17 protein-coding genes are annotated in these 23156 nt (G+C 72.9%); 8 read left to right on the top strand and 9 right to left on the bottom strand.

All coding sequences use genetic code 11. The features are described from left to right. Positions 1 to 40: 40 nt before the first annotated feature. The gene (locus ABGA98_RS17195) at positions 41 to 1000 is read left to right on the top strand and encodes a hypothetical protein (protein ID WP_347619305.1); all 960 of its coding nucleotides are present in this window, start codon (positions 41 to 43) and stop codon (positions 998 to 1000) included. 4 nt (positions 1001 to 1004) lie between these two features. Here ABGA98_RS17195 and ABGA98_RS17200 read toward each other — a convergent pair whose 3' ends face one another. Further along, positions 1005 to 2498, bottom strand: coding sequence for a sugar ABC transporter ATP-binding protein (locus ABGA98_RS17200; RefSeq protein WP_347619306.1), 1494 nt, complete (start codon positions 2496 to 2498; stop codon positions 1005 to 1007). An 86-nt stretch (positions 2499 to 2584) separates the two neighbouring features. Further along, the gene (locus ABGA98_RS17205) at positions 2585 to 3385 is read right to left on the bottom strand and encodes a DeoR/GlpR family DNA-binding transcription regulator (protein WP_347619307.1); all 801 of its coding nucleotides are present in this window, start codon (positions 3383 to 3385) and stop codon (positions 2585 to 2587) included. Positions 3386 to 3546: 161 nt separating this feature from the next. Between ABGA98_RS17205 and ABGA98_RS17210 the strand changes: the two genes are divergently transcribed. From ABGA98_RS17210 to ABGA98_RS17230, 5 genes are read left to right on the top strand one after another with little or no spacing between them, the layout of a single operon-like run. Then, a complete protein-coding gene (locus ABGA98_RS17210; RefSeq protein WP_347619308.1) occupies positions 3547 to 6072 on the top strand; it encodes a PA14 domain-containing protein in 2526 nt (841 codons plus the stop codon). Between the two features lie 58 nt (positions 6073 to 6130). Next, positions 6131 to 7198 carry an ABC transporter substrate-binding protein gene (locus tag ABGA98_RS17215; protein ID WP_347619309.1) on the top strand — a complete coding sequence of 356 codons (1068 nt, stop codon included), beginning with the start codon at positions 6131 to 6133 and terminating at the stop codon, positions 7196 to 7198. Between the two features lies 1 nt (position 7199). Further along, the gene (locus ABGA98_RS17220; protein WP_347619310.1) at positions 7200 to 8747 is read left to right on the top strand and encodes a sugar ABC transporter ATP-binding protein; all 1548 of its coding nucleotides are present in this window, start codon (positions 7200 to 7202) and stop codon (positions 8745 to 8747) included. Then, positions 8740 to 9711: an ABC transporter permease gene (locus ABGA98_RS17225; RefSeq protein WP_347619311.1), complete on the top strand. Its 972-nt coding sequence runs from the start codon at positions 8740 to 8742 to the stop codon at positions 9709 to 9711. Before ABGA98_RS17220 ends, ABGA98_RS17225 begins: the two co-directional genes overlap by 8 nt. Further along, the gene (locus ABGA98_RS17230; protein WP_347619312.1) at positions 9708 to 10661 is read left to right on the top strand and encodes an ABC transporter permease; all 954 of its coding nucleotides are present in this window, start codon (positions 9708 to 9710) and stop codon (positions 10659 to 10661) included. Before ABGA98_RS17225 ends, ABGA98_RS17230 begins: the two co-directional genes overlap by 4 nt. A 67-nt stretch (positions 10662 to 10728) precedes the next feature. Here the strand turns inward: ABGA98_RS17230 and ABGA98_RS17235 are convergent, their stop codons facing one another. From ABGA98_RS17235 to ABGA98_RS17255, 5 genes are all read right to left on the bottom strand, one after another. Beyond that, positions 10729 to 11844 (bottom strand): MBL fold metallo-hydrolase, encoded by a 1116-nt coding sequence (locus ABGA98_RS17235; RefSeq protein ID WP_347619313.1) that lies wholly within the window; start codon positions 11842 to 11844, stop codon positions 10729 to 10731. Positions 11845 to 11997: 153 nt separating this feature from the next. Then, entirely contained in the window at positions 11998 to 13431 is a 1434-nt protein-coding gene (locus ABGA98_RS17240) for a carboxylesterase family protein (protein WP_347619314.1), read from the bottom strand. 13 nt (positions 13432 to 13444) lie between these two features. Then, positions 13445 to 13813 (bottom strand): DUF3152 domain-containing protein, encoded by a 369-nt coding sequence (locus ABGA98_RS17245; protein WP_347619465.1) that lies wholly within the window; start codon positions 13811 to 13813, stop codon positions 13445 to 13447. Continuing rightward, positions 13810 to 15384, bottom strand: a complete 1575-nt coding sequence (locus ABGA98_RS17250) for an FAD-dependent oxidoreductase (protein ID WP_347619315.1) — start codon at positions 15382 to 15384, stop codon at positions 13810 to 13812. Before ABGA98_RS17250 ends, ABGA98_RS17245 begins: the two co-directional genes overlap by 4 nt. Positions 15385 to 15532: 148 nt before the next feature. Then, positions 15533 to 15871 carry a hypothetical protein gene (locus tag ABGA98_RS17255; RefSeq protein ID WP_347619316.1) on the bottom strand — a complete coding sequence of 113 codons (339 nt, stop codon included), beginning with the start codon at positions 15869 to 15871 and terminating at the stop codon, positions 15533 to 15535. Positions 15872 to 16082: 211 nt separating this feature from the next. Between ABGA98_RS17255 and ABGA98_RS17260 the strand changes: the two genes are divergently transcribed. Then, entirely contained in the window at positions 16083 to 19985 is a 3903-nt protein-coding gene (locus tag ABGA98_RS17260) for a helix-turn-helix domain-containing protein (protein WP_347619317.1), read from the top strand. On the opposite strand, the gene ABGA98_RS17265 is transcribed toward ABGA98_RS17260, so the two are convergent. Together ABGA98_RS17265 and gndA are read right to left on the bottom strand one after the other, a co-directional pair. Then, positions 19986 to 20414, bottom strand: coding sequence for a type II toxin-antitoxin system PemK/MazF family toxin (locus tag ABGA98_RS17265; protein WP_347619318.1), 429 nt, complete (start codon positions 20412 to 20414; stop codon positions 19986 to 19988). It lies immediately after the preceding gene. A gap of 306 nt (positions 20415 to 20720) precedes the next feature. Further along, positions 20721 to 22145 carry an NADP-dependent phosphogluconate dehydrogenase gene (gndA, locus tag ABGA98_RS17270; protein WP_347619319.1) on the bottom strand — a complete coding sequence of 475 codons (1425 nt, stop codon included), beginning with the start codon at positions 22143 to 22145 and terminating at the stop codon, positions 20721 to 20723. A gap of 327 nt (positions 22146 to 22472) precedes the next feature. On the opposite strand from gndA, the gene ABGA98_RS17275 reads away from it, so the two are divergent. Continuing rightward, complete coding sequence (locus ABGA98_RS17275) at positions 22473 to 23114, top strand: SDR family oxidoreductase (protein ID WP_347619320.1); 642 nt, start codon at positions 22473 to 22475, stop codon at positions 23112 to 23114. Positions 23115 to 23156 lie beyond the last annotated feature (42 nt).

Raw genomic sequence — 23156 nt, forward strand, 5'->3', positions numbered from 1 at the left:
CCGGTCGTACGGCCCTGCCCGTGAACGCAGCGGGGCCACCGTGCTTCTCTCCGTCCTGCTCACCGGCTTTCTCAGCGGGCTGTTCGTCGCGGCGCCCGCGCAGGCCGACCCCAAGCCCACGGTCAAACGGCTGAAGAAGGAGCTGGCCGGGCTGCAGAAGGAGTCGGACAAGCTCATCGCCGGCTACTACGGCAGCCGCATCGCCCGGGAGAAGGCCGAGAAGGCGGAGAAGGCCGCGCGGAAGAAGCTGGCCGCCGCCCAGGAGGTGTACGACCGTCACTCCACCGAGCTCAGGGCCATGGCCGTCGCCCAGTACACCGGAGGCGAACCCGGCGCCCTTTCCCTGCTGTCGGGAGAGCGGGAGCCGTCGGCCCTCTTCGGCCGGATGGCCCTGGCCCGGCACCTCGTCGCCCGGCAGGACGCCAGGCTGCGCGACCACGCCAGGGTCAGGGACGAGCACCGGCAGGCGACCGACGAGGCCGCCGCCCGCGCCAAGGAGCTCGCCCGCACGACGGCCGACCTGGAGGAGCGCAAGGAGAAGGCCGAGAAGCAGATCGAACGCATCAAGGACAAGATCGACCAGTTGCACGAGGCGCCGGGCGTGCGGCGCTCCGACGGCACGTGGGTGCCGCAGCTGCCCGAAGGGTCCGACCACATCACGCCCAGGATGCGGCTGGTCAGGAAGCTCATCGAGGACCGGTTCGACGTGCCGTACGGGATCGGCTGCTTCCGGGCGATCCAGGACGGCGGCGAGCATCCGCTCGGGCGCGCCTGCGACTTCATGCTGAGCCGCGGCGGCGCCATGCCGTCGGCGGCGGAGCTCGAACGCGGTGACCAGATCGCCAAGTGGGCGATCAAGAACGCCAAGCGGCTCGGCATCATGTACGTCATCTATCGCCAGCGCATCTGGCACGCCAGGTCCGGGACGTGGCGCACGATGTCGGACCGTGGCGGCACGACGGCCAACCACTACGACCACCCGCACATCTCGGTCTATTGACCGGTCAGTCCTTGGCCAGGGCCGCCAGCAGGCGGTCTTCGGTGACTTCGGGGCCGGTCAGCTGCTCGGTGATCGCGCCGTCGCGCAGCACCACCACGCTGTCGCAGTTCTCCACCAGCTCGGCGACGTCGGACGAGATGAGCAGGATCGCCAGCCCGTCCACGGCGAGCTCGTCGAGCAGCGCCTGCATCTCCAGCTTGGTCGCCACGTCGACCCCGCGCGTGGGCTCGTCCAGCAGCAGCACCTTGGGGTGCATGGCCAGCCACCGCGCCAGCAGCACCTTCTGCTGGTTGCCGCCCGACAGCTCGCCGGCCGGCTGCCGGGGCGAGACCGCCTTGATCCCCAGCCGCTTCATGAACGTCGCGACGATGCCGTCCACCTGCGCGTCGGACACGATCCCGGCCCGCGACAGCCGGGGCAGCGCGGCCAGCGCGATGTTGTCGCGCACCGACAGCGTGGGCACGATGCCCTCGGTCCTCCTGTTCTCCGGCACCAGGCCGATCCCGGCGCGTACGGCGCTCCTGACCGACCACTTGCGGGCCCCCGGCGACGGGCGCGCGCCGGCCACCGTCACCTGCCCCGCGTCCACCGGCAGGGCGCCCGCGATGGCGCGGGCCGTCTCGCTGCGGCCCGCGCCGAGCAGCCCGCCGAGCCCGACCACCTCGCCGGCCCGCATCGCCAGCGACACCCCGTCGAGCACGTGGTGGCGGGTGAGGCCCTTGGCCTCCAGCACGGGCACGTCGGCGGGCTCGTCGGCCTGGCCGGCCGCGAGCGGCGGTTCCACGGGGTGGAACGGCCGTCCCAGCATGAGCGAGACCAGCCGCAGCCGGTCGAGCCCCGCCAGCGGCCCGGTGTGCACGACCCGGCCGTCACGCAGCACCGTGACCCGGTCGCAGATGCCGAACAGCTCCTCCAGCCGGTGGGTGACGTAGATGACCGAGCGGCCCTCCTCGCGCAGCCGGGTCACGGCGCCGAACAGGGTCTCCAGCTCGGCGTGTTCCAGCGCCGACGTGGGCTCGTCCATGATGACCAGGCGGGCGTCTGCGGTGGCCGCCCTGGCCAGGGCGACGAGCTGGCGGGTGCCCTCGTTGAGCGAGGCGAGCGGGCGGCGCACGTCGACCCGCAGCCCGTACGCGGCCAGCACCTCCTCGGCGCGGGCGTGCACGGCCGCGGAGTCGATCAGCCCGAGCCGGCCCCGTGGCTCCCTGCCGAGCAGCAGGTTGCGGGCGACGCTCATGGTGGGGACGAGGTTGGTCTCCTGGTGGATCGTGGCGATCCCGGCCCGCCTGGCGTCGGCCGGGCCGGCGAACCTGACCTGGTCACCGTGGAGGCGCAGCTCGCCCGCGTCGGGCGGGTAGACCCCTGAGAGCACCTTCACCAGGGTCGACTTGCCCGCGCCGTTTCCGCCGACCAGGGCGTGCACCTCGCCGGGGCGTACGGACATGGTGACGTGGTCGAGGGCGGTGACGCCCTGGAAGGTCTTGAGAACGCCTGCCACCTGTAGCACGGTTGCCTCCGCCTCGATGGTGGTCGAGCAAGAAAACATTCCCGTAACGGGTTTGTCACATTCGATCAGTAGGGCGATCAGAACTGGGCGACGTGCAGGCGCACGCCCCGGCCGCTCAGCTCGTCGAGCACGTCGCGGGGCGCGGAGTCGTCGGTGACCAGGTGGTCGATCTGGTCGGCGGGCACGGTCTGGACCATCGTGTCGACGCCGACCTTGGTGTGGTCGGCCAGCACGACGACCTCCTCGGCGGCCGCGGCCAGCGCCCGGTCGACGCCCGCCACCTGCATGTTGGGCGTGGACAGCCCGCGGTCGGCGCTGAGCCCGTTGCCCGAGATGAACGCCCTGCGCACCCGCAGCCCCGCCAGCGAGTGCTCGGCCGCGCTGCCCACCAGGGCCAGGATCGACCCGCGCAGCGTGCCGCCGGTCAGCATCACCTCGACGCGCGGCGAGCCGGCCAGCACCTGGGCGACCAGCAGCGAGTTGGTCACCACGGCCAGCTCGGAGTGCCGCGTCAGGCGGCGGGCGAACTCCTGCGTGGTGGTGCCGGGCCCGACCACGATGGCGTCGCCGTCCTCCACGAGCGCGGCGGCCAGCTCGGCGATGGCGGCCTTCTCCGCGGACTCGAGCGAGACCTTGTGCGCGTAGCCGGCCTCGCGCGACAGCTCGCCCGGGAGGGTGGCGCCGCCGTGGTGGCGGTTGAGCAGGCCCTCCGACTCCAGAGCGCGCAAATCGCGGCGGACGGTGACCTCGGAGGAGCGGACGGCCTGGGCGAGCTCGCGCAGCGACACCGCGCCGTTGGCACGCACCAACTCGAGGATGCGCTGCCTGCGTTCGGCGGCGAACACGGGCCTGCGGCCGTCGCTCTGCGTGTCGCTCACGTCCCGATCATATTCGACGCGCCAACATGCGTTCACCTCTGACCGAACGCGAACGAATCTGATCGGAAATCTTGACCGGCTCGGTCCGGCAGTGCTTACTTTGGAGCATGTCAGGGTCAAAAGCTGTCCGAACGTGATCAGCGCATCGAAAGGACCCCCCGTTGCGTAAGCCCCTCGTGCTGTTGCTCGCCGTCCTGATGTCCGTCTTATGGCAGGTGCCGCCGCCCGCCTCCGCCTCTGCCCCAGCCGCGGTCGAGCGGCACGGCCTGCGCGGCGACTACTACCTCGCCTCGGCGGCGGGCGCCTTCGACTTCGCCGAGCTCAAGGCGAGCGTCGTCGACCCCAACCTGGAACTGGCCGACCTGAACCCCGTGTTCACGATGCTGACCGGCAGGGAGGACGACGTCACCGTCCGGTGGACCGGGCAGATCCAGCCCGAGCACTCCGAGACCTACACCTTCTCCATGATCGGCGACAACGGCTTCCGCCTCTGGATCGACGGCAAGCCGATCATCGACCACTGGGTGGACGACTGGGACAAGGAGCAGACCGGCACCCCGATCGCCCTGGAGGCCGGCAGGAAGTACGACGTCAAGGTCGAGTACTTCGAGCACTACGGCGGCGCCCACCTGCGGCTGCGGTGGGAGAGCCCGAGCCAGCCGAAGGCCGTCGTGCCCGCGGAGGCGTTCACGCTGCCCGAGGACTTCGAACCCGGGGGCCCGGCCGAGGCCCGGCTCGGCGAGGCCGGCGACGTCGCCACGCTCACCTTCCCCAAGGCGCTCGCCGACCTGCCCGCCGGCGCGGCCGGCAAGCTCGCCGTCACCGTCGGCGGGACGGCCTGGCCCGTGACCGCGGCGACCCTGAAGAGCCCCGAGACCGTCGAGCTCAAGCTGAAGCACCCGATCCCCGCCAAGGCCGGCAACACCGTGCGCACCGGCTACGACGGCACCGGCGGCATCACCTACGCCGACGGCACCGAGCTGGCCGCCTACACCTACGGCTACGTGCACAACGCCTCCGCCTACATCCTGCGCAGCAAGTGGGCCGACGACGTCGACCCGGCGAAGCCGCTGCCCGAGTACCCCAGGCCGCAGCTCGTCAGGGACCGCTGGCAGAGCCTCAACGGCACCTGGCAGTTCGGCCCGGCCAAGGAGGGCGAGGCCGCGCCCATCGGGCGTGACCTGCCCGAACGCATCGTCGTGCCGTACCCCGTCGAGTCCCAGCTGTCCGGCATCGGCCGGCACGAGGAGCGCATGTGGTACCGCAGGACGTTCGAGGTGCCGCGCGGCTGGCGCGGCGAGCGCGTCCTGCTCCACCTCGACGCGGTGGACTGGCAGGCCGCCGTCTACGTGAACGGCAAGCAGGTCACCACCCACAAGGGCGGCTACGACCGGATCAGCGTGGACGTGACCGACGCGCTCAAGCGCCACGGCCGCCAGGAACTGGTCGTGGGCGTGTACGATCCGTCCGACGCCGGCAGCCAGGCCCTCGGCAAGCAGCGGCTCAACCCGGGCGGAATCTGGTACACCACCGTGTCCGGCATCTGGCAGTCCGTCTGGCTCGAGCCGGTCGCCGAGGACCACGTCGAGCGCGTCGACGCGGTGCCCGACGTGCCGGGCCAGGCGGTCGAGGTGACGGTGCACGGCTCGCCGGGCACCGTGGTCGTGACGGCCAAAGACGGCAGGCGCGTGGTCGGCAGGGCCACCGGGAGGACCGGCGAGGAGCTCAGGATCCCGGTGCGCAAGCCCAGGCTCTGGTCTCCCGACGACCCTCACCTGTACGACCTGGAGGTCAGGCTCGAGCACGACGAGGTCGAGTCGTACTTCGGGATGCGCTCCATCGAGGTGTCCGGCAACCGGATGATCCTCAACGGCAAGCCGGTCTTCCAGATCGGCCCGCTCGACCAGGGCTTCTGGCCCGACGGCATCTACACCGCCCCGACCGACGAGGCCCTGCGCTACGACCTGGAGCAGACCAAGGCGCTCGGCTTCAACGCGGTGCGCAAGCACGTCAAGGTCGAGCCCGACCGCTGGTACCACCACGCCGACAAGCTCGGCCTGCTGGTCTGGCAGGACATGCCGTCGACCGTGCGCGCCGACGACCAGCCCCAGTTCGAGGCCGAGCTGCGCGAGCTGGTCGACCAGCACCGCAGCAGCCCGTCGATCGTGATGTGGGTGCCGTTCAACGAGGGCTGGGGGCAGTACGACCAGGCGCGCATCGCCGACCTGGTCAAGGGCTGGGACCCCTCGCGCCTGGTGAACAACATGAGCGGGGTCAACTGCTGCGGCGCCGTGGACGGCGGCAACGGCGACGTCAAGGACTTCCACATCTACCCCGGCCCCGGCAACCCCGGCAAACCCGAGGGGACCAGGGCCACCGTGATCGGCGAGTACGGCGGGCTGGCCCTGCCGGTGGTCGGCCACACCTGGTCCGGCGGCGGCTGGGGCTACGCGGTCGAACCCGATCCCGAGTCCCTCACCGACCGCTACGTCGGCATGATCGAGGAGCTGGAGCGGCTGCACGCCTGCGAGCAGCTCAGCGCCGCGATCTACACCCAGACGACCGACGTCGAGACCGAGATCAACGGCCTGATGACGTACGACCGGGCGGTCACCAAGCCCGACGTGAAGCGCGTCCACGACGCGCACAAGGCGCTGACGGGCGCGATCAACCCGCCCTGCGCCTGAGCTCCGCCGCGCCCGGGTCTCGTGGCCCGGGCGCGGCTCCTGATAGGAAAGGAACGCCATGACCCCCCATCTCCGGGCAGCCGCGCTGACGCTGGCCGTGCTCCTCACCGCGTCGGCCTGTGCCAGGTCGGAGGAGCCGCAGAGCGCGCCCGCCGCCACCGGCACCGCCGGGCAGCAGGTCGTCCAGACCCCCACCGGCTCGGCCGGGCCCACGTGCACGCTTGAACAGTTCGGCGGGACGAAGTTCGACCTCGAGACGGCCACGGTCGGCTTCTCCCAGTCGGAGAAGGAGGCCAACCCGTTCCGGATCGCCGAGACCAAGTCGATCAGGGACGAGGCGGCCAAGCTCGGCATCAAGGACCTCAAGGTCACCAACGCCCAGTCGCAGTTCTCCAAGCAGATCACCGACGTGCAGCAGCTCATCGCCCAGGGCGTGCAGCTCCTGGTCATCGCCCCGCTCAACTCCGACGGCTGGGAGCCCGTGCTCCAGCAGGCCGCCGCCAAGAAGATCCCGATCATCACGGTCGACCGGCAGATCAACGCCAAGCCGTGCAGCGACTATCTGACGTTCATCGGCTCGGACTTCTACGAGCAGGGCAAACGTGCCGCCGACCGCATGATCGACGCTCTCGGCGGCAAGGGCAAGGTCGCCATCCTCCTCGGCGCCCCCGGCAACAACGTCACCACCGAGCGGACGAACGGCTTCAAGGACCGCGTCAAGGAGAAGGCGCCGGACATCACGATCTCGTTCGAGCAGACCGGCGAGTTCGCCCGCGAGAAGGGCCAGCAGGTCACCGAGCAGCTCATCCAGTCCAACCCCGACATCAACGGCATCTACGCCGAGAACGACGAGATGGCCCTGGGCGCCGTGACCGCGCTGAAGGGCGCGGGCAAGAAGGCCGGCGACATCAAGATCGTGTCGGTGGACGGCACCCGCAGCGCCGTCCAGGCCATCGCCGACGGCTGGCTGCACGCGGTCATCGAGTCGAACCCCCGCTTCGGCCCGCTGGCCTTCGAGACCGCGCAGAAGTTCCTGGACGGAGAGGCCATCCCCGACAAGGTGATCATCTCCGACCGGGACTACGACACGACCAACGCCAAGGACTCCCTCGGTGAGGCGTACTGACTTGGAAGCGGTTCTCGAGGCCAGGGGGGTCAGCAAACGCTTCCCCGGCGTGCTCGCCCTCGACGGCGTGTCCCTCGCCCTCCGCCCGGGTGAGGTGCACGCCCTCGTGGGGGAGAACGGCGCCGGCAAGTCCACGCTGATCAAAGTCTTCACCGGCGTCTACCAGCCGGACGGCGGCGAGCTGCGCCACCAGGGCGAACCCGCCGCCTTCGGCACCCCCATGGACGCGCAGCGCGCCGGCATCTCCACCATCTACCAGGAGGTCAACCTCGTCCCGATGATGAGCGTGGCCCGCAACCTGCTGCTCGGCCGCGAGCCGCGCCGCTTCGGCGTGATCGACTCCGCCGCCATGAACGGCGAGGCGGAACGGGTCCTCGCCGGCTACGGCGTCGAGACCGACGTCAGGCGGCCCCTGCGGTCGCTCGGCGTCGGCGCCCAGCAGATGGTCGCCCTGGCCAGGGCGGTGTCCATCGACGCGCGGGTGGTCATCATGGACGAGCCCACCTCGTCGCTGGAGCCGCGCGAGGTCGAGACGCTGTTCGGGGTGATCAGGCGGCTGCGCGACGAGGGCATCGCCGTCATGTACGTCAGCCACCGCCTCGACGAGCTCTACCAGGTGTGCGACCAGGTGACCGTGCTGCGCGACGGCCGGGTCGCCCACACGGGGGCGCTGGCCGACGTGGAACGCCTGCGGCTCATCTCGCTGATGCTCGGCCGCGACCTGAACGAGGTCCGCTCGCACGGCATGACCCGCTTCTCCCGCGACCGCGCGGGTGCGGGCTCCGACGGCTCCGCTGACGGCGGGGGGAGCCGGCGCTCCCCGGCCGTCGAGGCGCGCGGCCTGACCCGGCGGCACGTCCTCGACGGCGTGGACGTGTCCGTCCGGCCCGGCGAGGTCGTCGGGCTCGGCGGGCTGCTCGGCGCCGGCCGTACCGAGACCGCCAAGGCCATCGTCGGCGCGCTCCCGCTGGACGGCGGGCAGGTGCTCGTGGCCGGGGCGCCCGTGCGCGCCGGCTCCACCACGGCGGCCATCCGCGCGGGCGTCAGCCTGCTGCCCGAGGACCGCAAGGCCGAGGGCATCATCCCGACCCTGTCCGTCCGCGAGAACATCGCGCTCGCCGCGCTGCCCTCGCTCGGCCGGGGCGGCGTGGTGTCGGACGCCAAGATCGACCGCGTGGTCGAGATCTTCATGCGGAGGCTGAGGATCAAGGCCGCCTCGCCGCACCAGCTCGTCTCCGAGCTGTCCGGCGGCAACCAGCAGAAGGTGCTGCTCGCCCGCTGGCTCGCCGTACGGCCCAAGGTGCTGCTGCTCGACGAGCCCACCCGGGGCATCGACGTCGGCGCCAAGGCCGAGGTACAGGCGCTGATCGACGAGCTGGCCGGGGAAGGGCTGGGCGTGCTGCTGATCTCCTCCGACCTGGAGGAGCTGGTCGAGGGCGCCGACCGGATCCTCGTGCTGCGCGACGGCGCGGTCGCCGGGGAGCTGTCGGGCGACGACGTCACCGAGGAGAGGATCATGGCGACGATCGCGGAGCAGTCCGATGGCTGAGCTCACCACCCACGGCGGCGGCCGCGTCGCCGAGCTGAAACCACGCGTGTTCGCCTGGGTGCAGGACTACGGCGTGTACGCGGCCGTGCTGGCGCTGCTGCTGTTCAACGTGCTGTTCACCCCGCACTTCCTGGACGTGTCGAACTTCCGCACCCAGCTCGTCCAGGTCACCCCCATCGTGATCGTCTCCCTGGGCATGGCCCTGGTGATCGGCACCCAGGGCATCGACCTGTCGGTCGGCTCGGCGATGTCGCTGGCCGCCGCGCTCGTCGTCCTCTACCTCGGGTACGGCTGGCTGCCCGCGCTGCTCGTCGCCGTGCTCGGCGGCGCCGCGGTGGGGGCCGTGGGAGGGGCGCTGGTCGCCTACGTCAACGTGCAGCCGATCGTGGCCACGCTGGCGCTGCTGGTCGGCGTACGGGGACTGGCCAACGTGCTCGTGCCGCAGCTGGTCGAGTTCCGCAACCCCGACCTGATCGCGCTGGGCAGCAGCTCGGTCGCCGGGATCCCCGTCATCGTGCTGATCGCCGCGGCTCTCACGCTCGTGGTGATGTTCGTGGTGCGGCGGACCACGTTCGGCCGGCAGGTGGTGGCGATCGGCGGCAACCGGTCGGCCAGCGAGCTGTCCGGGCTGCCCGTCAAACGAGTCCTGCTGATCGTCTACGTGATCTCCGGGCTGCTCGCGGCGCTGGCCGGGGTGCTCGCCACGGCACGCCTGCAGGCCAGCGACCCGACGTCGCTCGGGCTGTTCATCGAGCTGTCGGCGATCACCGCGGTCGTCGTCGGCGGCACCCCGCTGACCGGCGGCCGGATCAGGGTGCTGAGCACGGTCATGGGCGCGCTGCTCATGCAGCTGCTGGCGGCCACGCTGATCAAACACAACCTGCCGCAGTCCTGGACCCAGATGGTCCAGGCGGTCATCATCCTCGCCGCCGTCTACGCCACCAGGGAGCGTGCAACCCGATGAACCGCGGACAGGTGAGCCGGGTGCTCCAGCAGCACGGCGCGGTCATGGTGCTGGGCGTGGTCGTGATCGTGGGCAGCCTGGCGTTCGACTCCTTCGCCACGAAGGGGAACGCGGTCAGCGTGGTGGTGTCGTCGTCGTTCCTGGCGATCATCGCGATCGGCATGACGTTCGTCATCATCAGCGGCGGCATCGACCTGTCGGTCGGGTCGCTGTTCGTCCTGGGAGGCGTGCTGGCGGCGTACGGCTCGCAGTACGGGCTCGTCGTGGCGCTGCTGCTGCCGCTGGCGGTGTGCGGGCTGGTCGGCCTGCTGCAGGGCCTGGTGATCGCGCGTACGGGCATGGCGCCGTTCATCGTCACCCTGGCCGGGCTGCTGGGGGTGCGCGGCCTCATGCTGGCGATCTCCGACGAGGGCGCCACGACGTATCTGGTGCGGGACCCGGCCTTCGCGGAGCTGGGGCGGGGGCAGGTGCTCGGCCTGTCGTACCCCGTCTACATCACGATCGCCCTGTCGCTGGCCGCGATGGTGTTGCTGCAGCGTACGGGCTTCGGCCAGAACGTCTACGCCATCGGCGGCAACGAGCAGGCGGCGGCGCTCATGGGCGTGCCGGTGGCGCGGACCAAGGTCTCCGTGTACCTGATGTCGGGGCTGCTCGCGGGGCTGGCCGGCGCGCTCAACGCGGCCCGCCTGTCGTCCGGGGTCACGATCCTCGGCATCGGGCTGGAACTCGACGTGATCGCCGCCGTGGTGATCGGCGGGACCCTGCTGACCGGGGGAGCGGGCGGGATCACGGGGACGGTGGCGGGGGTGCTGCTGCTCGGCGTGATCCAGAGCCTGATCAACCAGGTGGGCGACCTGACGTCGGCGTTCCAGCAGGTGGTGAGCGGGTTGTTCCTGGCGCTGGTGGTGGTGGCGCAGCGGCTGCTGAGCAAGGCGCAGCGGCTGACCTGACCGTACGGGTCTCCCGCGTGGTCGTACGGCCGGGGTGCGGCGGCACCCCGGCCGTAACGCCGGACGGTCAGGCCAGGGTCTCCCACCAGCCGTCCACCGCCGGGGCGGCCGTGGTGTCCACCGCCTCGCCCGGCCGGGGCACGGCGATCGTGACGTCGCGGGCCTTGGCCTCGCGCCACAGCCGCTCCACCGGCTCCGCCCACGGGTGCAGGGCCAGCGTGAACGTCGCCCAGTGCACCGGGAGCAGCAGCCTGCCGCCCAGGTCGAGATGGGCGTTGACGGCCTCTTCCGGAGTCATGTGGATGTCCGGCCAGGCCGGGCTGTAGGCGCCGATCGGCACGAGCGTCAGGTCGAACGGCCCGTGCGCCGAGCCGATGCCCCGGTAACCCTCGAAATAGCCGGAGTCGCCGGCGTAGAACACCCGTCTGCTCGCCCCCGCGACCACCCAGGAGCCCCAGAGCGTGTCGTTGCGGGTGAACGTCCGGCCGGAGAAGTGCCGGGCCGCCGTGGCGACGAAGCGCAGCCCCGCGACCTCGGCCTCCTCGTTCCAGTCGAGCTCGATGATCCGGAACGCGGGCACGCCCCACCGCTCCAGGTGCGCCCCGATGCCGAGCGGCACCAGGAACGGCGCCTTCTGCGTCCGCGTCAGCGCGCGCACGGTCGCCAGGTCGAGGTGGTCGTAGTGGTCGTGGGAGATGGCGATCGCGTCGACCTGCGGCAGCTCGCCGAGCTCCACGGGCACCGGATGGTGGCGCTTCGGGCCGATGAGGTGCGAGGGCGAGGCCCGCCTGCTCCACACCGGGTCGAACAACACCCGCCTGCCCTCGATCTCGACCAGCGTGGAGGCGTGGCCGTACCAGACGGCCCGCACGCCGTCGGCGGGCGGCGGGCCGGACGGTGGGACGCGCATCGGGACGATGCCGCCGGGGCGGCGCTGCTCCCTGTCCCTGGCCAGGTCGCCCAGCATGCTCGCGGGCGGCCTGGCCAGGGCCGTCTCCGGCGTCGGATTGACGAACGCGCCGTCCCTGAACTGCGGCGAACGCCGTATCCGCCCCTCCCGGTCGGGCCCCGACGTCAGCGGCCGTACGCCCAGCTCGGCGGGTAGGTCGCGCAGTGCCCAACCGGCTGCGGCGAGGGCCGCGCCACCCGCGAGGACGCGCCGTGCCGTCCGCATTCGTGCCATCGCTCACTCCCCTGGAAGTTCAGTCCGTCCCGCTCAACCCGGCGGGATTCCCCGGTGTTCCCCAACCTACGATATATCGCGATAGTTCCTACTGTGGTCCACACCCTGCGCGGCCGCCTCACCTGACCTCCGCCGCGGCCGCGGGCTCGGCGGTCAGCCGATCGGGGAGAATCCCCGCTTCGACCAGACGGCGCGCGAGGCCGCCTCCGGGTCGTTGAGGTCGGCGGGTTCGACGTCGAAGACATGGGTGGCGGCGGTCGCCGCGTCGTACCGGGGCCAGCCCGGGTCTCCGGTGGCGGCGAACGCCGTCCAGGCCGTGCGGACCTGGTCCGACAGCTTCGGCAGGTCGGGAGACTCGCCGGCGAGCATCTGCGCCAGCTCGTCGTCGAGCGCTCCGAAGGTGAGCGGCACGTCCAGGCCGTGGCAGGCCCGGAACACCGGCGTGGGAGCCCAGGTCAGCTCGTAGGCGAAGGTCGTGCCGGTGTGCGCGTCGGCGAGCAGCGCGCTCGGCATCCTGAACATCCAGTCCGACAGCAGCGTCACGTACAGGTCCTCGTCGGACGCCCGCGGGAACGCCTCGCGGTAGGCACGCTCGGCCCCGGCGGGCGCGAGGACGCGCATGGCCCGCCCGACGTCGTCGAACCGCCCGCCGCCCATGACGTGGAACATCCGGTACTCGTCCCGGTTGAAGCCCGCGATCAGCTCGACGTCACGGCTCGCTCCGGCGGCCAGGGCGTTCCACGGCGTGTCGGGCAGCACCTCGCCGTCCACCACGGGCGCGAACGCGATCGGGGCGAACGCGATCGGCCCCCATTCGCGGGGATTGCCAGGTATGTCCTCGGTGGCGACCGCCTCCGCCGCCGCCACCAGCACCTCCGCGGGGCTGTCGTACGGGGACCTGCCACCGGTCCTGGCGACGATCGCCTCCGTGACCCGCGCCGCGTGCGCCGGCGTGAAGAACATCCCCGGCACGCTCTGCGCGATGGCCCGCCGGAACAGGCCGTCGGCCAGGGGCATCGCCATCAGGCAGGCGACGGCGCCCGCCCCCGCCGACTCGCCGAACACCGTGACATTGCCCGGGTCGCCGCCGAACGCCGCGACGTTCTCCCGCACCCAGCGCAGCGCGGCCACCGAGTCCAGCAGGCCCCGGTTGTCGGGAGCGCCGGGAACGTGGCCGTACCCCTCCATGCCGACCCGGTGGTTGAACGTGACCACCACGACGCCGTGGCCCGCCAGCGTCGCGCCGTCGTAGACGGGCAGGTCGGCGCAGCCGGAGCGGTACGCGCCGCCGTAGATCCACACCATGACCGGCAGGCCGGAACCGCCGGGGTCGGGCGTCCAGACGTTCACGGTGAGGCAGTCGAGCCCCTCGTCCGGGCTCCACGCGGGCAGGCCGGGCATCATCGGCGGCTGCGGCGGCCGCGGGCCGAACCGCACGGCCTCCAGCACGCCGTCCCACGGCTCGGGCGGCACGGGCGCGGCGAACCGCAGCGGCCCGAACGGGGTCTTCGCGAACGGTATGCCCTTGAAGACCGAGATGCCGTTCTGCTCTGACCCGCGTACCCGGCCGGCGCCGATAGTGATCATTCGATTCCTTCCTTCAGCGTCTCCGATCTTCAGTCTGGTGTTTTTCGCGAGATTTGCGACCCGGAAACGGCCACGGATTGGGGCGGCGGCGGCCCAGCGACTTGGATTGTTGCGCCATCACCGGGGCCGGGCGGCCGGGGCCCGGGCAGCGGCGGTGGCCGTGCCCGAGGCTGCGCCCGACCTCATGGCTGATCAGGTAGCGCCGGTAGGCGGTCAGATCGCCGTCGTAGTGCGGGACGCCCTTGGCCCAGCGCAGGGGCGTTGATGCCCGAGCGGGTGCCGTTCCGGCAGGAGAGGCTGCCCCCGGTGCGCAGCGGCCGGCACGGGCGGCGGGTGAGGGTCGCGCCGGCGAAGGGGGTGCGTTACGCGGGCGGGCGTTCAGGCGACGGCGGGCGCGTAGGGGGTGAGGTCGACGGGTGGTTCCTCGCCGAGGGCAAGAGCGGCGGCGATCCGGCCGGTGAACGGGCCCGCCGTCAGGCCGTACGAGCTCAGACCCGTCGCCACCACCACCCGGCTGGTGAGGCGGCCGATGAGCGCGCAGCCGGGGGCGTACACCGGGCGCAGCCCGACCCTGGTCTCCGCGACCGTCGCTCCCAGCAGGCCCGGCGCCACCCGCAGCCCCGCATCGATCACCTCGCCGAGCCCGCCCATCGTGACCCGCGGAGAGAACCCCACGTCCTCGATGGTCGCGCCGATGACGACGCGGGAGCCGGGGAAGCCCAGCAGGTAGGGGCCGATCCTGGGCAGGACGATCGGCCACCAGGCCGTGTCGATGCCCTCCAGGGTGACGTGCAGGATCTGACCGCGCCTCGGGAAGATCGGCAGTTTCACACCCAGCGGCCGGCACACCTCACCCGTCCACGCCCCGGCGGCCACGATGACGACGTCCGCGTCGAGCGGGACACCCTCACCGGGGAAACTGTGGGCTCCCGTGCCGGTGAGCGGCACGTCCGTCGTCTCGAGCGGCGTCGCCTGCCGCCAGGACGTGCTGCCCGCGCCGGCCACCCGCTCGCCACCGCGGAACGGCACCTTCGCACCCTCCGGCGCGCCGGTCACCTCCGCATCCGCCGTTCCACCCGCGTGCTCAGCCTTCGGCCCGCCGGTGGTCTCCGCACCTGCCGTTCCACCCGCGCGCTCCGCCCCGGCGGGCCCGCCCGTGGCCCCCGCCCCGGCCTGGCCACCCGGGAGCGTTCCCGGGGCGGTTCCGGCGGGAACGCCGGAACCAGCCGGACGGGCGGTGGCGGCCTCGCCAGGGGTTTCGGCCAACGTGCCACCACCCGCGGATCCGGCCGAACGGCCGTCATCCGCGGGCCCGGCCGCGGTGTCGTCGCCGGCAGGCCCGGCACGTCCGGCCGTGGCGTCGCCGTTCGCCGGTCCGGACAGGGGACTGGTGCCGCCGGTCGTGCCCACGGGGCGCAGGAGGACGTCGCCGCCCGGCGTGAGCGTCGCGATGCCCGTACGGACCTGCGCTCCCCGGGCGATGGCGGCGCGCAGGAGCGCCTCGCGGACCGCGCGTCCGTTCACCCGGGCCGCCCCGGGCACGAGGATCGCGCTCAGGTCGTCGGACAGCGGCGGGAAGAGCTCAGACGGAGTGGATACGTCGGTGATCTCCCCCATCTCCGGCGCTTCGGGGTAGCGGCGGTGCAACAGGGCGCGTACCTGCTCCAGCTCGGCCGGCTCCTCGGTCACCAGCAGGGCGCCCACCTTGGCGTAGCCGATGTCCTCGCCCAGCTCCTCGACCAGCGCCGGATAGTCACGGGCGCCCTCGCGGGTCAGCTGGTACCACGCTTCGTCCTCCGCGTGGTCCACCCACGGGCACACGATCCCCGCGCCCGCCTCCGTCGCCTGGCCCCGGTAGCCCGACTCCACCACCGTCACCGTCGCGCCGCGGCCGGTCAGGTAGTAGGCCGCGGCGGCCCCGATGATGCCGCTTCCGATCACCACAACGCGCATGGTCCAATCGTCGCAGCCTCTCTGAACTGGCCTGATGCCCGGGTCGTCCCCTTACCATCCGGATACCGGCCCACGCCCTTCTCATGCCGGGACGGCCCCCGGGCGCGGCTCGCCGCCGCACCCGGAGACCGTTCCGGTTCCCTACGGGTCAGGCGACGGTGTTGCAGCTGGGCACCCAGCCGACGACGCCCGTGGCGACGTTCCTGCCGTGCTCCCAGTCGCGGGTCGTCACGCCGTTGTCGCACGTGTACGAGGCGCCGGCGGCGAAGTTGTCCACCTCGAAGCCCTGGCCGGGGTAGCCGAGACCGTGCCGGGTCGACCCGCCGTCGGGGTGGGCGAAGATCCTGACCCCGGGGACCCGGAAGTCGTACCGGACCGCCCGCTGGGCGGCGTCCTCGGCCGCCACGGCCTGCGCGGGGACGGCGGCCAGGGGCAGCGCGGCGGCGGCGACCAGGGCGAGGGCGGCGGTCTTGATCGTCTTGTGCATGGTGCTTCCTGTTCTCTCGATCGTGTTGAGCGACCCGCACCGCCGGGTTGCGGTGGCGGGCAGCACCGATCGTGGAGCCGGCGGAGGGGCCGGCAGAAGGCGTTTCCCATCGCCTCACGCGGCGGGCGACAGGGAAACCCGGACAAGTCAGAACCAGCCGGCCGGGAAAATTCGAGGGCGCCGCGCCCGCCGGGGCAACTACAGTGAGTGAGTGATCGATCACGGCGCCAGGTTGCGCGCGTTGCGGCTGGAGCGCGGGCTGTCACTCAACGAGCTGGCCCGGCTGACCAACTACAGCAAGGGCTATCTGAGCAAGGTCGAGACGGGGGAGAAGGGGCTGACGCCGGGGGTCGCGCGCGGGTGCGACCGCGCGCTGCGGACCGGTGGCGAGCTGGCCGGGCTGGTGGAGCGCGAGTCGGCGGCCTGCCCCTACCGCGGGTTGAGCGCGTACGAGCCTGAGGACGCTCGATGGTTCTTCGGACGGGAGCACGCGGTCGGGGTGCTGGTCGCCCGGCTCGCCGGGCGGCCGGACGGGCGGGGGCCGCTCACCGTCGTCGCCCCCTCGGGAGCGGGGAAGTCGTCCCTGCTGCGGGCCGGCCTGCTGGCGGCGCTCAGGCGCGGCGCGCTGCCGGGAGCGCAGGCGTGTCCGGTCCTGCTGTTCGTGCCCGGCGAGCGCCCGGTGGACGAACTGCTGGGCAGGATCGGGGACGGCGCCGGCCTGGACGTCCCCTCCCTGGCCAGGTCCCTGCGGCAGGGTCCCGGCCGGTTCGCCGCACACGTACGCGCGATGCTCGACAATACCTCCGGCCCACCACCGGCCGCGCCCGGCCTCGGTCCCTCACCGGCCGTGCCTGATCCCGGCCCGGCACCCGTCGGCGCCGGTCTCGGCGCGTCCGGGGAGTGCGCCGCGGAGCGGCGGCTGGTGCTGGTGGTCGACCAGCTGGAGCAGGTCTTCACGTTGTGCTCCGATCCCGCGGAACGGCACACGTTCCTCGCCGCCGTGCACGCCCTGGCCACCTCCGGAGCCGCGCTCGTCGTGCTCGGCCTGCGCGCCGACTTCTACGGCCACTGCCTGGCCTACCCCGAGCTGGTCGGCAGCCTGCGCGACGGCCACCTCCCGCTGGGCCCGCTCACCCTGCCGGAGCTGCGCGAGATCATCGCCGGTCCGGCCCGGGCGGCGGGCCTGACCATGGAGCCGGGCCTCGCCGAGTTGCTGCTGCGCGACATGGGCGTCCTGCCGGGCACGGCCGACTACGGCACGGGCCCGGTGCACGAGCCGGGCGCGCTCCCGCTGCTCTCCCACACGCTGCTGGCCACGTGGGCGCGGCGTAAGGGCAACACCATGACGGTGGACGGCTACCGGTCGGCGGGCGGCATCAGCGGGGCCGTCGCGGCCACGGCCGAGCACGTCTACCGCGGCCTCGATCCGCACGGTCAGGAGATCGCCCGCCGGGTGCTGCTGCAGATGGTGTGCGTGGGGGAGGACAACGTCGAGGCCCGCCGGCCGGTCGACCTGCGTTCGCTGCCCGAGCCGCACTTCCCCGCCCCGGCCACGGCCGAGGTGGTCGAGTCGTTCGTCCGGGCACGGCTGCTCACTCTCGACGCCGACCACGCTCAGCTCGCCCACGAGGCGCTGCTGCGGGCCTGGCCGCGCCTGCGCGAATGGATCCTCGCCGACCGGGCGGGCCTGCGGACGCGCAGGCAGCTCAGGGAGGCGGCCGAGGCGTGGCGGCGGGAGAACCGCGAGCCTTCGCTGCTCTACCGCGGCACCCGGCTGCAGTCGGCCCAGGACTGGGCGGCCTCGGGCGACACCGCGCTGACCGGCCTGGAGCAGGAGTTCCTCGACGCGGGGCTGGCCGCGAGGGCGGCCGAGGAGGCGGGGGCGCGCCGCCGCAGCCGCCGGCTGCGCCGCATGGTGGCGCTGCTGACCGTGCTGCTGGTGCTGGCCGTGGCCACCACGGTGATCGCGGTGATCAACCAGCGAGCGGCCACCGAGCAGCGCAACACCGTGATCGCGCGGCAGGCCGCCGACGAGGCCGCCGCGCAGCGGGTCGCCGAACCGGCGCGGGCCGCGCAGCTCAGCCTGGCCGCCTTCCGCCTGGCCCCCACAGTGGAGACGCGCAGCGGGCTGCTGGCCGCGTTCGCGGCCCCGTACGCGATCAGGGTGAGGGCGGGTGACGGGGTCAACCGGGCCGTGTTCAGCGGCGACGGGCGTCTGCTGGTCAGCGCGGGCGACGACGGGGTGCGCCTGTTCGCGTTGGAGGACCGGCGCCGGCCGCGGCTCCTGGCGGCGTTCGGCGCCGACGGGCCCGACGTCGAGTCCGTCGCCCTGAGCTCAGACGGCGGGCGGCTCGCCACCGCCGGGCTCGACGGCTCGGTGGGTCTGTGGGACATCACCGAGCCGCGCGCGCCCCGGCTGCTGGGCGCCTTCACCGGCCACGACGGGCCGATCTGGGAGATCGTCTTCGCTCCCGGCGGGCGGTTCGTGGCCACCGGCTCCGACGACGGCACGGCCAGGCTCTGGGACGTCCGCGACCCCGGCAGGCCCCGCCGCCTGGCCACCCTGACCGGCCACGAACGGGTCGTCCACGGCGTCGCGCTGAGCCCCGACGGCCGGACTCTGGTCACCACCAGCTACGACGACACCGTCCGGGTCTGGGACGTCCGCGACCCCGCCGCCCCGCGCCACCTCGCCACGATGACCGGTCATGGCGAGGACGTCGGGACGGCCGCGTTCAGCCCCGACGGCCGCACCCTCGTCACGGGCAGCGACGACCGCACCGCCAGGCTGTGGGACGTCGCCGACCCGCGCCGCCCGCGCGAGCTCGCCACGATCACCGGCCACACCGGGCCGGTGATCGCCGTCGCGTTCAGCCCCGACGGACTCCGGGTCGCCACGGGCGGCTGGGACCACACCGTAAGGATCAGCGACGTCGGCGACCCCGCCCGTTCCGCCACCGTGCTGACCGGCCACAGCGGCACGGTGTCCGCGCTGGCGTTCAGCCCTGACGGCTCGACCATGGCCAGCGCGAGCTGGGACCACACGGTCAACCTGTGGGACTCGGCCGGCCCGGTCCTGGCCGGTCACGGAGGGGCGGTCCGTACCGTCGCCTTCCGGCCGGGCGGGCGCGTCCTGGCCACGGCCGGCGACGGGCGCGAGGTCCGGTTGTGGAACGTCGCCGACCCGTACCGGCCGGTGCCCCTGCCCGCGCTCGACAGCCCGGCAGGCACCTCCTATGCCCTGGCGTTCAGCCCGGACGGCGGAATGCTCGCGGGCGGTGGCGAGGACGAGACCATCCGCCTCTGGAACGTGTCCGACCTCAAGGCGCCCCGCCCGCTGGCCACGCTGAGCGACCACACCGCCAGGGTGCGCACGGTCGCGTTCAGCCCCGACGGCCGCATCCTGGCGGGCGGCGGGTTCGACAACACCGTCCGCCTGTGGGATGTCGCCGACCCGCGCCGCCCCGAGCTGATCACGACGATCAGCACCCATCCCGGCGCCGTCTATTCCGTGGCCTTCAGTCCGGACGGCGGCCTGCTGGCCGCCGGCGGGTTCGACAGGACCGTCCGCCTGTGGCGGCTGAGCGATCCGGGCCGTCCGGAGCCCGTCTCCACCCTGTCCGGGCACACGAACGAGGTCTACACCGTCGCGTTCAGCCCCGACGGGCGCACGCTGGCCAGCGGCAGCTTCGACCAGAGCGTGCGCCTGTGGGACATCACCAGCCCGGCCAGGCCGCGCACGATCTCCCGGCTCGGCGGCCACCGCGGCGGCGCCACCTCGGTGGTGTTCAGCCCGGACGGCGGGTTCCTCGCGACCACCGGCGAGGACGGGACGACCCGGCTGTGGCGCCTGACCGGCGCCGGCGGGCCGCTCCTGCGGGCCCGCCTCACGGGACACACCGACGCCGTCCGCGCGGCCGCGTTCAGCCCGGACGGCCGCACGGTGGCCACGGCGGGCGCCGATCACACGGTACGTCTGTGGGACCCCGACGCCGGCCGCGTCGCCGGCCGCGTCTGCGCCCTGACGGGCCCCGGCCTCATCCGGGACGCGTGGCCCGATCACTTCCCCGGTCTCGCCTACCGCCCGCCTTGCCCGGACGCGGCGAACGGCTAGCTATCCGGCGTCCCAGCCGTGGGTCTTCATGAGCCTGGCCGCCACCCGGGCGAAGCGCTCGCCGTCGAGCACCGCGCCCTCGCGCCGGATGCCGTCCTCGTCCAGCACGAAGACCCGGTCGAGCCGTACGTAGGAGACCCGGTCGTCGCGGCCCCACGAGCCCAGCTCCAGCCAGTCGGGGCCGTCGTCGCCCTTGCTGGACAACATCATGCCGAGGAGCCTGCGCCCGGTGCGGCCCACGACCAGCAGGGGGCGGTCCTTGCCCCTCGACGGATCCTCCTCGTAGGGCACCCAGGCCCAGACGATCTCCCCGGGGTCGGCCATGCCGTCAAGGTCGGGGGAGTAGGCCAGAGTGGCGGGCCCGTGGAGGGTATGGATCTCGTGTACCGCACCCCGGGCGGGCCGGGGGTCCTCACCTAGATCGCGCATTGTGGGAGCTTACGGGGCCACGCCGGCGAAAATCCATCCCGGACGGTCAGAGACCGCGAAGAACGCCCGGACGTCGCCCGCCGGCGCCTCGGGCGCCTGGAGCGCGGCGTCGTGCCCGCCGTCCGGGGAGGCCGACGCCGGGCGCTCACGCGTATCACCGCCGCCTGCCGCGACCACGAGCAGCTCCGTTTCGACGACACCGGCCGCTGTGTCGCCGTCGGCGTTCTCACGCGTGGAGAGGGGACGACCTCGTCCCCGCCCCGCACGCCGCAAGCCCTCCGGTCATCCGGCCCGGCGGCGACCTCGTCAGGCCGGGCGCTCCGCGCGGTCGCCGGACCAGTCGGTGTGGAAGGCGCCCTCCTTGTCGACCCGGTGATAGGTGTGCGCCCCGAAGTAGTCGCGCAGCCCCTGCACCAGCGCCGCGGGCAGGCGGTCGCGCCGCAGCCCGTCGTAGTAGGCCAGCGCCGAGGAGAAGCCCGGCGTCGGCACGCCGATCTGCACGGCCGTGGTGATCACCCGCCGCCACGACTCCTGCGCCGCGTCCAGGACGGCCGCGAACGTCGGGTCGGCGAGCAGCGTCGGCAACTGCCTGTCGGTGTCGTACGCGGCCCGGATCCGGTCGAGGAACTTGGCCCGGATGATGCACCCGCCGCGCCAGATGGTGGCCATGGCGCCCAGGTCGAGGTCCCAGCCGTACTCCTTCGAGGCCGCCGCCATCTGGTCGAAGCCCTGCGCGTACGCCACGATCTTGGAGGCGTAGAGGGCCTGGCGCACGTCCTCGATCAGCTCGCGCCCACCGACGCCCGACAGCTTCGGCCCCTGCAGGGACGCGGCGGCGGCGCGCTGCTCCGGGTGGCCGGACAACGCGCGGGCGAAGGTCGCCTCGGCGATGCCGGTCACCGGGACGCCCAGGTCGAGCGCGCTCTGCACGGTCCAGCGGCCGGTGCCCTTCTGCTCGGCCTGGTCGACCACGACGTCCACGAACGGCTTGCCCGTCTCGGCGTCCACCTGGTCGAGCACCTCCGCGGTGATCTCGATCAGGTAGGAGTCGAGGTCGCCCCGGTTCCACTCCCTGAACACCTCGGCCAGCTCGGCCGGCGTCGCGCCCAGCGCCTGGCGCAGCAGGTCGTAGGACTCCGCGATGAGCTGCATGTCGGAGTATTCGATGCCGTTGTGCACCATCTTCACGAAGTGACCGGCGCCGTCGGGGCCCACGTGCACGCAGCACGGCACCCCGTCCACCTGGGCCGCGATGTCCTGCAAGATCGGGCCGAGCGCCTCCCACGACTCCTTCGACCCGCCCGGCATGATGCTCGGGCCGAGCAGCGCGCCCTCCTCGCCGCCGGAGATGCCGGTGCCGACGAAGTGGATGCCCCGCTCGCGCAGCGCCGCCTCGCGCCGCCGGGTGTCCTGGAAGTGCGCATTGCCCCCGTCGACGATCATGTCGCCCGGCTCCATCAGGTCGGTGAGCTGGTCGATCACCGCGTCGGTGCCCGCCCCCGCCTTCACCATGATGATCGCCCGGCGCGGGCGCTTCAGCGAGGCCACGAACGCGGCCAGCTCCTCGGACGGCACGAACGTGCCCTCGCCGCCGAACTCCTTGATCAGCTGCTGGGTACGGCTGTACGAGCGGTTGTGCACCGCCACCGCGTATCCGTGCCTGGCGAGGTTGCGGGCCAGGTTGCGTCCCATGGTGGCCAGGCCGGTGACGCCGATGTCTGCCAAATCCATAGTGAATCTCCTCTGTGGGGGGTACGCATGATCCAGCCCGGGCGTTCGGAGGGATATTCCCACCACGCCCCGCCTGCCGTACACCCGGCTCCTCGAGCCCGTCCGGCAGGCCGGCGAGAACGTCCTCCCTGCCATACCCGCCGGCGGCTGCCCGATGCCGGACGGCCGCCTGAGGTTGTGCCCGCCCGCCGGTGAGAGACGCCGGGTCATCCGGCGGGGGAATAGGGTGCGCGAAAACGGGCATTGCGGTCTGATCGCCGCCCTCAGCCGGGGGCGGGCAAGCCGCTCCCCGCAGGGAGCGGAGGAGCCACGACACCATGGGGAACGATGCGGATCATCATCGCGGGCGGCCACGGGAAGATAGCACTGCGCCTGGCGCGGCGCCTCGGAGCCGGCGCCGTGGGCCTGGTGCGCAACCCGGCCCACGTCGCCGACGTCGAGGCCGCCGGCGGCGAGGCCGTGGTGTGCGACCTGGAGCGGGCGTCGGTCGATGAGGTCGCGCGGATCGCCGAGGGCGCGAGCGCCGTGGTCTTCGCCGCGGGCGCGGGGCCGGGCAGCGGCGCGGCCCGCAAGGAGACCGTCGACAAGGGCGCGTCCGTGCTGCTCGCCGACGCGGCGGAAGCGGCCGGCGTGCGACGGTTCATCCAGGTCTCGAGCATGGGTGCGGGCAAGCCGCCCGCGCCCGGCAGGGACGAGGTCTGGGCCGCCTACATCAAGGCGAAGACCGGGGCCGAGGACGACCTGCGCGCCCGCGACCTCGACTGGACGGTCCTGCGCCCGGGCCGGCTGACCGACGACCCGGGTTCCGGCCTGGTCAGGCTGGCGCCGGAGGTCCCGCCGGGCTCCGTGCCCCGCGACGACGTGGCCGCCGTCATCGCGGCCCTGCTCGACGCCCCGGGGACCGTGCACCGGACGCTGGAGCTCGTCTCCGGTGACACGCCCGTCGCCGACGCCGTCGCGGGAAGGTGACGCGCGGCGATCGGCCGCCCAGGAGCGGCAGGCTTTGCCGAA

The sequence above is a fragment of the Nonomuraea sp. B1E8 genome, from assembly GCF_039871515.1.
Taxonomy (GTDB): domain Bacteria; phylum Actinomycetota; class Actinomycetes; order Streptosporangiales; family Streptosporangiaceae; genus Nonomuraea.

Bases quoted from the DNA above. Each gene is read 5' to 3' on its own strand.
- ABGA98_RS17215 (WP_347619309.1), top strand. From the start codon at position 6,131: ATGACCCCCCATCTCCGGGCAGCCGCGCTGACGCTGGCCGTGCTCCTC.
- ABGA98_RS17225 (WP_347619311.1), top strand. From the start codon at position 8,740: ATGGCTGAGCTCACCACCCACGGCGGCGGCCGCGTCGCCGAGCTGAAA.
- ABGA98_RS17230 (WP_347619312.1), top strand. From the start codon at position 9,708: ATGAACCGCGGACAGGTGAGCCGGGTGCTCCAGCAGCACGGCGCGGTC.
- ABGA98_RS17235 (WP_347619313.1), bottom strand. From the start codon at position 11,844: ATGGCACGAATGCGGACGGCACGGCGCGTCCTCGCGGGTGGCGCGGCC.
- ABGA98_RS17240 (WP_347619314.1), bottom strand. From the start codon at position 13,431: ATGATCACTATCGGCGCCGGCCGGGTACGCGGGTCAGAGCAGAACGGC.
- ABGA98_RS17250 (WP_347619315.1), bottom strand. From the start codon at position 15,384: ATGCGCGTTGTGGTGATCGGAAGCGGCATCATCGGGGCCGCCGCGGCC.
- ABGA98_RS17255 (WP_347619316.1), bottom strand. From the start codon at position 15,871: ATGCACAAGACGATCAAGACCGCCGCCCTCGCCCTGGTCGCCGCCGCC.
- ABGA98_RS17265 (WP_347619318.1), bottom strand. From the start codon at position 20,414: ATGCGCGATCTAGGTGAGGACCCCCGGCCCGCCCGGGGTGCGGTACAC.
- gndA (WP_347619319.1), bottom strand. From the start codon at position 22,145: ATGGATTTGGCAGACATCGGCGTCACCGGCCTGGCCACCATGGGACGC.
- ABGA98_RS17275 (WP_347619320.1), top strand. From the start codon at position 22,473: ATGCGGATCATCATCGCGGGCGGCCACGGGAAGATAGCACTGCGCCTG.